This window comes from Colwellia sp. 75C3 (assembly GCF_002836255.1).
GTDB lineage: Bacteria > Pseudomonadota > Gammaproteobacteria > Enterobacterales > Alteromonadaceae > Colwellia.
Genome location: NZ_PJAU01000033.1, coordinates 754,634 through 762,743, shown reverse-complemented (window position 1 = coordinate 762,743; position 8,110 = coordinate 754,634). Strand labels below are relative to the sequence as shown.

The window sequence follows — 8,110 nt, the reverse complement described above, 5'->3', positions numbered from 1 at the left end:
CGAAGATCGTCGGCCGCGGTCGAGTTGTATCAGAGACACGACCTGTACTGGCGACCTGCCGATTATGAGGGCGAGTACTTCTTTTTGCACCTATCTATGTACCCTTCCTCAAGCCTGTCAAACGACCAGTACTTAACCCTGCTGCCCCCCCCCCCCCAGTTTTCTACATTTCTAAGCTAGAGACAAAGCACCAAGAAACGACCAGACAAGTACCGGAATTTGACCAGCAAACTAGCCCCACTGAAATACGCCCCACAACTAAATTCTAGCGACTACTGACGAGAGATTCTAAGCTGTTTTTGTCAAAGTTAGAAAGTATGCGCATCAATACCATCTGAAAAATTCGGTGAGAAAAACAGATGATTTTTCAGTCGCCGCAACCTCGCCAAACAGTAAAAGCTATTTCTCCATGTGCTTTGTAAGACAAGTCTGCAATTCAAGGAAGAAAAGCTAGCCAACATGGTGAGTAGTAGTGGCGTAACCATCTGAATAAAATGTCTATTTACACTTAACCCAAGTAGTAGCTATAAAAAACACAGTTGTTTTTATATGTAACCATATGGCTGAGTCAGTAGAAGTGACGTATTATTATCACAGTTAGGAAGCGCGGGGTTACAGGAAGTGACTCAATTGTCAGGGAATGGAAGAAGACAAATACAGGATAGTGTCAAAGAGAAAAAACAAGGATTGGTTCGCTAGGATGGCGATAGTATTACAGGGCTTAATACTAGATTAAATGGATTTGCAGTGGTCAGGGAATGAATAAAGGTGTGACTTCGGTTACGCCTTTGTTGTTTCTACAGCTAAATAAACTTCTCACAGCATCTTCTTCCCAAAATCAAATCGACAAACCTATCAGTTCAAACCCAATCTTTAAAAAAAATAGCATCTAAAAAAATTTCAACATTTTCCGTGACCGCGGCGACAGAGTTTTTTACTGAAAAAAGTTAGCTCAAGTTCGGTCGCCGCAGTCGCCAAAATCAGTGAAATCTACTCAAATAGACCAGTAACTCAGAGATGACAAAAGGAATGAGGTCACATTCTATACTTTTGCCATAGAACACTATGTTCCTTACGCCACAGTCAACAAGCTCACTGTTAGAAATGACTTAGGCATATTGAAGAAGTATCTATACCCCGAATGGAAGACAGTCCCACTAACTAGAATATCTCAACATCATATTCAACGAGTGCTTGATAGCGCATTAGTGAAGCTAAAACCTGCAACTGTGAACAGGATCCGTAGCTGTATCTTGCGGATGTTTAGGTTAGCTATGGAATGGGGATTTGTAGAAAAACATCCTGGGACTTACATCAAAAAACTAAAGGAGAACAATGTTAAGCAACGGTTTATAAGCAAAGATGAAGTTGTAATGTTCATACAGGCTTGTGATGCAGGTGAAGGTGGCGCAGGTGCTAATGCTTTGAAAGTAGCCCTACTAACGGGTATGAGAATTAGTGAGATTTGTCAGTCTCAATGGAAGGATTTTGCTATTGAAGATGGCAATGCAACGCTATTTCTACCACATACGAAAGCAGGACTAGCTAGAACGGTTTTGATCAACAACGCGGCACTGACTGTACTTGAGGAACAAAGCAGACGCAGAAAGCGAAACAATCCGTATATCTTTGCTAGTGAAGTTGAAGGCAAGGCGATCACTAGACCTAAGAAATCATTTTCTCGAATTAAAGAAAGGGCTGGGATCCTAGAACATTTGAGAATACACGATCTGCGGCATAGCTTTGCTTCGATTCTGATCAACTCAGGAAAGGCAACGCTATACGATGTTCAGCACTTGTTAGGACACCACTCACCACAAACAACTACGCGGTATGCACACATTCAATCGTCGCGTCTACGCTTTGTCAGCGAACAACTTGGCGACTTTGTACTACCACGCAAACTAATTGAAAAGGAAATACGTCATGACCAAACATGAAGAGAATTTTGAACAAGGACTAGAAGACATGGAGAAAGCAAACGAAGCACTGGATGATGGAAAGATTGTTGAGTCGCTCTACTACGCAGGAAAGGGAATTGCGAAGCCTATAGTGGGCGTGGTGAAGGATCCGCTAGGGTTTGCAAAAGAGCTTATTAGTGACTGGATAAGTTAGCTACTCCCCCGACACCACCTGTCACCCGCTATATGTACAATCATTAAAGCAATCAAAAAAAAGGAATAGATACAATGACAGTTCAAGAAAATTCAAATGAAGAATCGATTACGAGAAAATATAATGATTTGCTCGACATACTCAACAGTGTAAAGCCATTTGGAGCTATCAAATGGCTTTACAGGAATCTCAGGTCGACGCACGTTAGAAGATGCGCTCGTTTCTATCGCTCAGAACACAAAGGCACCCCAATCGCTATTAATTAAATTAGCTAAGAAGCAAGGTGCAAGCGGGAGCTTAGCACTAGCTGTTGCTAGCAACCCTAATGCCCCAGAGGAAGTGTTTGATGGAATTGAAGCCGAGTTGAACCATATAGAAAGGGAGAAGTTAGCACGAATCCCTGAATTGCCAAAATCTCTATTAGATAGGTTAGCGGGTGATGCTGACTTTGATGTTAGATGCGCAGTTGCAGCACACTTAAAGACATCAATAGATATTCAAAAACTAATTGAAAGTGATGAAAATGCCCCTGCTAACAAAAGAGAGTTAGTGATAAACCCTAAGACACATGGAGCAATTCTCCAAAGATTTGTTGATGACCCCGATTGTCTATTCGCCAAAGTTTAGCAGCACACCCCAATGCATCATCAAGCGTTCTAGATTATCTAATTCGTGATGATGCTGTGTCTGTTAGGCCTCAAGTTGCATTAAACCCAAATACATCTGCAGGGGCATTGTCTGATTTAGTTGATGATATCAATTCAGATGTACAAGATGCTGCAGCCTCAAATCCTAAAACACCAAAGGTACTTTTGGAAGAATTTGGTCTTATTTAACTATTAATCAGAAATAATTCACTTCAACTAACTGAGGAGCTTAATATGCTTGAACAAAAATTAAACTTTGAAATTAAAGCAGGTAAACAAAGGCTAGCCTGTTTTGAGAATGTTGCCGCTAAAATAGGTGGTTTGTTTGGTGAGGAAGGCCGTGGACTGGGGAAAGGATTGATAAAATGACTGAGAACATCACTGTTAAGCAAGATATTTTAAGCTATGACGATGAGAAGTCTGAATTAAATATCTAACTTTGTGTATGACAAAAACAATCGAAAGCCTAAGTATTAGCTTAGGCTTTCGGTGTTTCTCAAGACAGCTATTGCCTAGTTTTTTTAACTTAAATCACTTCTGAGAACCTAAGTAATAAATAGTCTTCTAGATTATCTGAGATTAGATCAAGTGAATTAGGTGAGAATTGAAATACACCTTTATCCATGACGATAATCACATAATTATCTTCCCCTATATCCTCAATAACAACGGCATTAGTAGGAAAGCTTTTATATTCTTTCATTACGTTCAAAGTTGCTGTAACAATATTACGATAAGAAGTCATTGGTACTCCAAGCCCAAAAGTTTCCATCGACTCATATGACAGGAGGCCATAATTAGCAAGGTAATAGGTATAATCTGCATCGAAAATAAAGCCTAACTTGTCCTGCGCTGCATTTACTTCACTTTTAGATACCCCCGTTTTCATTAGAAAATCATGTTTTTTGGCTTCAATGTATTCCTTAACTTTATTCATTCTAAACTCTCTCAACTTTTAATTGTTCAACTCTTTCTTTCCAGTAATCTCTTTTTTCTTTATCAAAATCCACTCTATTAATTTTTGAATCCTGCGTTCCATCATGAAGAACAATATTGTTCCCCACCTCACCATCACGATGTTCTTTGTATGATAACTCCGCTAATGGGCTATCAGCTTTCTGACCAACATGGTGTAACTCAATAGGTTTACCTGTTTGATCCACTGGTGGTTTCCCTTTTTCCATTCGTTCTAAATTTGATTGCCCCATCTCATCTGCTTTATTTAAGTCGATATCATCTCGACACAATGCAAGATTATCATTAACAGTGTTTTCTGCTAAAGGAACATCTTGGTATATACTTAACTCATCAGTTGAATACATTGCCTCATTAATACTTTTTGAATATTCACTTTTATTTTTGATTTCATTTTGTTCGCTTTCCTGTAAAACTGGATTATTATTTATTTCTTTTGCTGAACGTTTAAACGTAGGAATCTTACTTTCAAGTGAGGACGTTTCATTGTTTTTTGAAAAATCAGGTACTTTATCACCCAATTTATTTCCTACTTCACTGACTTTTTCTTTTACAACATCTGTTATTACCTTCTCCATAGCCAGTATCATAAAATCACCTCATGTAGACGTGTCATCTTTTCCTTCTGAATTTCAAAAACATCTCTATTACAAGGTTTTTCAACGACCAAAATATCTAAAACCATTTTTAACAGGTCGCATTTTGACTTTGCATCAAACTGGCTTAAATCTAAACTCTTAAATATTTTAACTTCCAATGTTGCAATCCAGGTATCAATTGCATTAGAAGGGATATTATCTAATAAGGTTTCTAAATTAAGGATGCTTGCCATTTCACTAAACACTGAAAAAGAATGGTCTAAATTAAAGTAAATATTTGGGTAATAAAAAGCGCTGTTTGAATGGTCTTGTTCAATCGCCAATTTAACTTGCTCAGCTGTATCACCTCTTAAGTAACCATTTAGCAGCACTTTAACTAACTCTGTTTTGCATTTTAGCCGTAAATCAATATTCACCAAATCCGTTTCTTTTGATACCTCAAATTTTTGATGGTTATTTTCATCAAAATAATCCCATTGGCATAAAACGGCTTCTTGCCAATCATTTTGATAAATGGCTGCGCAACCTGTCCTCAACCTAGCTAATTCTTCAATCTGTTGCTCATTGAGATTTATTGCTTTTCCAACTAAGTTTCTATCTTCCCAATCAGGAAGACGTAGAATTATTTTCGTATTAGTATTGCGGATCACTGATTGGTCTAATAAACCAGGAGCTTGATCAGCAATAATAAAACCTTCACCATAAGTCCGCATTTCAGCAATGGCATTTGATATCATTTCAACAGATTTCCCCTGAAGATTGGCCCCTTCCTGGCTTTGTTCGGAGCTTGTTCTACGCAGTAAGTGATGAGCCTCTTCTAATACTGTTATATGTTTTAATTTAGAGTTCGAGCCCCTATTAGATGACATTCTGTATTCTTGGAGCTTAAGAAATACCATTCCCATTAAAAGAGATTTAGTTTCTGAAGAGCCCACTCTTGATAAATCAACAATACAAGGCTTATCAAACAAGTCACTAGAAGCTAGGTCCTGCTTTTGAAAAATTGTTTTAAAATAGCCATTAGTCATAGAGCGAACGCGAGTTAACAGAGCACCAGAATAATTGCTTTTAACTTCTTCAGAGTATTCTGAAGTTGCGATAACCCTTGGCAGCTCCTCTAGCAGATCCTGAAAGTCAGGAAACACGACTGGCTCATAACGGTTTTTTGAATTTAAGAGGTCCCATCCTAAGCTCTCATAAGTTAGCTCTACCGCTTCTTTCAAAATAGCTGGCATAGCCGCATACATTGGCCATACAGCATTAAGAATTTCGATTAAACGATCTATATGCTCTGTAATATGAATATCAGTAGGGAAAGAAAAAGGATTGATTTTAAGCAGTGGTGAAATATTTGGATTGGTACCAAAAACAGCAACATCTTTATTGCCACCAAATACATCCTTATACTCACCTTTAGCTGGCTCAATAATCAAAAATGGAATTTTATTTTCACTCCATAAACTATTAAGCATTGAGTAGATGGCATTTGACTTGCCTGAGCCCGTACTTCCTGTCACAAATGTATGTGAAGTAAGTGAATCAACATCTAAATTAACTTTTAAATGCTCATCTATACTGCCTAAATTAAAAATTGAACCAATATCTATTTTATTAGTAATGGCTGAATTTCTATAGGTTGTTACCGCACGACCAAACTCTACCGACTCAAAAACGGGAATACCAGGTAAAGATTTTTGTGGCAGCCCCATAGCCAAAGCAACTTCTTTAGTGCTAATTAACGAGGTAGTAGAGAGCTGTGTCGTTCTAAAATACGGGGGTGTCTCAAATATAGGATGTTTTAACTGAGCAACATATTTTGCAATTTCGGTGAATTTATTGTCATCATCTCTTCGTGACCAAGTAGAAATAGCATTCCTTTCTATCCCTGACGATTCCCCACGTAAAATGCCTGAGTACAGATCAGCACCTAGGTTAACATCTAACTGGCTTTCTCCAATAAAATATGCGCCCCAACCCCACATGCCGTAACTTTTACACTCTTGAATGCGCTTAAGTTGCTGATCGATTGACTCTAATAATGACTGCACCACTTTATTTTTTTCTGTTACCTGAATAGAGCGACTGCTACCAGAGCTAGATGTTTCAGAGTCAGTTTCAGTGCTACTATTTGCTGTCGAGTAACTCTCGTTCGTTGTGTAAGCATCTGACTCGCTATGATTTTCGCCCGTTGTAGAGCTTTCTGTTGTGCTTTTAGAACCACCAAGCAAACCTATGCCAAAACCACCTATTCCACCTACAAGAGCACCTGCGCCAGCTCCCAACCCTCCAGTAGAAAGACCTGCGGCGATAGCCCCAGAACCCGCACCACTTGCAGCCATACTCAACGCTTTTTTGATATCCCAATCTGATCTTGTTTTAGAGTCTGAATGTGACGTAGAGCTATTGGTTCCGTTGGTATTCGTTATAGTTTGCCCTGCACTCTTAGAGAGTGTTTTAGTCACGCCATCAGTAATCGACTTACCTAGTGCAATACTGTCATTTATCGATAAAGTCAGTTGTTTTTGTTCAAAAACAGATAAAGTTGAATAAATTTCTTGATACGCGACCTCCATCACTTCAAGCTCTTGCCTTGAAACGGGGGTTGCTTGAATAACAGCTGTGTAAATTCTATTTTTCATGCCTTCAATAATTTTTTCTATGCCCTGTGAGAAACCTTCCTTCTCTTCACTTTTCAAAGAAGGTACGCCTAGCACACTTGCTATATGGTTATTATTTTCAGACTCAATAGGATTAAGTAATGACTCAATGTCTGAACTAAATAGCGGTTCGCCAAATTCAATACCTTGGAAGTTTCCCTGTAATGCTGCTGTTAATGTTTCTCCAGCATCACCACCACTCATACCATTACTACTATCTATCTTATTTGTACCAATGTAGATATCAGTATATTGCTTTTGGCCTTTTAAGATAATAACTAATGAACTATTGCAGCTGTGTAATGATGCAAACGCATTTACTAACTTATCTAGATTATTTTCATTCCTGTCATAAACAATTCGGGTTAATTTATTTAATCTTATTTTTGTAATCGCTTCTTCAAGATCACTATTTAAAGGCAGGATATCAAACTTTTCAATTTGCTCTAAACAGCCTTTAAATACGATTTGGTCAACTTCTAGTAAAGCGAGTTCCAAATTTTCATTTTTTTGCAAGTCATCGACATTTTGTAATTCATTCATTACTTATCCTTACTGCCATTTACAGATTGACCAAGACCACCACCAATAGCAGCACCAACCAAACCACCTATAATGGGACGACCTACCACCGCACCCAATACAGCACCTAGAGCCGCTCCCGCAATAACTCCGATTTTCAAGTGATTTTGCTTTAGATTAGTACCTTGTTTTGGATGTCCCGAGTTTTCTTTAATTGGTGCAGCTTGGGGCGATGATGTTTTTTCTTGGAAATCTGGGTCACCCATCTGGCGAAGGTGTTTCATTACCTTAATAATATAAGCTAACTTTATTTCTGAAAAATTATATTCTAATTCTACGCGTAAACTTTTCCATAAATCTACATTCCAATTATCACTATTGTCTGTAAATTCAGTTGTTCCATCATCATCAATGAAAAAAGTAAGCCCATTTTTATTAAATTCTGTATTGGCGTAATTTGCCCATTCAATAAATGGATAAATGTGGTCGTTACGAGTCTTTCTAAATGAAGCAAGAATAACAGCTTGAGCAGCGTTAATATTTTTACTGTTTATGGCTGATTGTAATATTTCATTAGTTTGCATAATGTTACTCC

At 38.1% G+C, this 8,110-nt stretch carries 9 protein-coding genes; 5 read left to right on the top strand and 4 right to left on the bottom strand.

Going from position 1 to position 8,110, the window contains the following annotated elements:
- Window positions 1–1,118: 1,118 nt before the first annotated feature.
- The 5 genes from CXF85_RS07720 (at window position 1,119) to CXF85_RS23290 (ending at window position 3,131) form a co-directional block, all read left to right on the top strand.
- Window positions 1,119–1,940 carry a tyrosine-type recombinase/integrase gene (locus tag CXF85_RS07720; protein WP_442871863.1) on the top strand — a complete coding sequence of 274 codons (822 nt, stop codon included), beginning with the start codon at window positions 1,119–1,121 and terminating at the stop codon, window positions 1,938–1,940.
- Window positions 1,927–2,115, top strand: a complete 189-nt coding sequence (locus CXF85_RS07715) for a hypothetical protein (RefSeq protein ID WP_101227913.1) — start codon at window positions 1,927–1,929, stop codon at window positions 2,113–2,115. Before CXF85_RS07720 ends, CXF85_RS07715 begins: the two co-directional genes overlap by 14 nt.
- A 159-nt stretch (window positions 2,116–2,274) precedes the next feature.
- Window positions 2,275–2,742 (top strand): hypothetical protein, encoded by a 468-nt coding sequence (locus CXF85_RS07710; RefSeq protein WP_101227912.1) that lies wholly within the window; start codon window positions 2,275–2,277, stop codon window positions 2,740–2,742.
- Entirely contained in the window at window positions 2,721–2,951 is a 231-nt protein-coding gene (locus CXF85_RS07705) for a hypothetical protein (RefSeq protein WP_101227911.1), read from the top strand. The genes CXF85_RS07710 and CXF85_RS07705 overlap by 22 nt, the downstream gene beginning before the upstream one ends.
- Window positions 2,952–2,996: 45 nt before the next feature.
- On the top strand, window positions 2,997–3,131 hold the full coding sequence (locus CXF85_RS23290; RefSeq protein ID WP_269801162.1) for a hypothetical protein: 135 nt from the start codon (window positions 2,997–2,999) through the stop codon (window positions 3,129–3,131).
- Between the two features lie 157 nt (window positions 3,132–3,288).
- Here the strand turns inward: CXF85_RS23290 and CXF85_RS07700 are convergent, their stop codons facing one another.
- Genes CXF85_RS07700 through CXF85_RS22950 form a run of 4 tightly spaced genes read right to left on the bottom strand, consistent with a single transcriptional unit; the run spans window position 3,289 to window position 8,099 of the window.
- Complete coding sequence (locus CXF85_RS07700; protein ID WP_101227910.1) at window positions 3,289–3,699, bottom strand: SMI1/KNR4 family protein; 411 nt, start codon at window positions 3,697–3,699, stop codon at window positions 3,289–3,291.
- Between the two features lies 1 nt (window position 3,700).
- Entirely contained in the window at window positions 3,701–4,327 is a 627-nt protein-coding gene (locus tag CXF85_RS07695; protein WP_101227909.1) for an HNH/ENDO VII family nuclease, read from the bottom strand.
- Window positions 4,324–7,536: an ATP-binding protein gene (locus CXF85_RS07690; protein WP_101227908.1), complete on the bottom strand. Its 3,213-nt coding sequence runs from the start codon at window positions 7,534–7,536 to the stop codon at window positions 4,324–4,326. The genes CXF85_RS07695 and CXF85_RS07690 overlap by 4 nt, the downstream gene beginning before the upstream one ends.
- On the bottom strand, window positions 7,536–8,099 hold the full coding sequence (locus CXF85_RS22950) for a hypothetical protein (RefSeq protein ID WP_198555531.1): 564 nt from the start codon (window positions 8,097–8,099) through the stop codon (window positions 7,536–7,538). Before CXF85_RS22950 ends, CXF85_RS07690 begins: the two co-directional genes overlap by 1 nt.
- Between the last annotated feature and the right edge of the window lie 11 nt (window positions 8,100–8,110).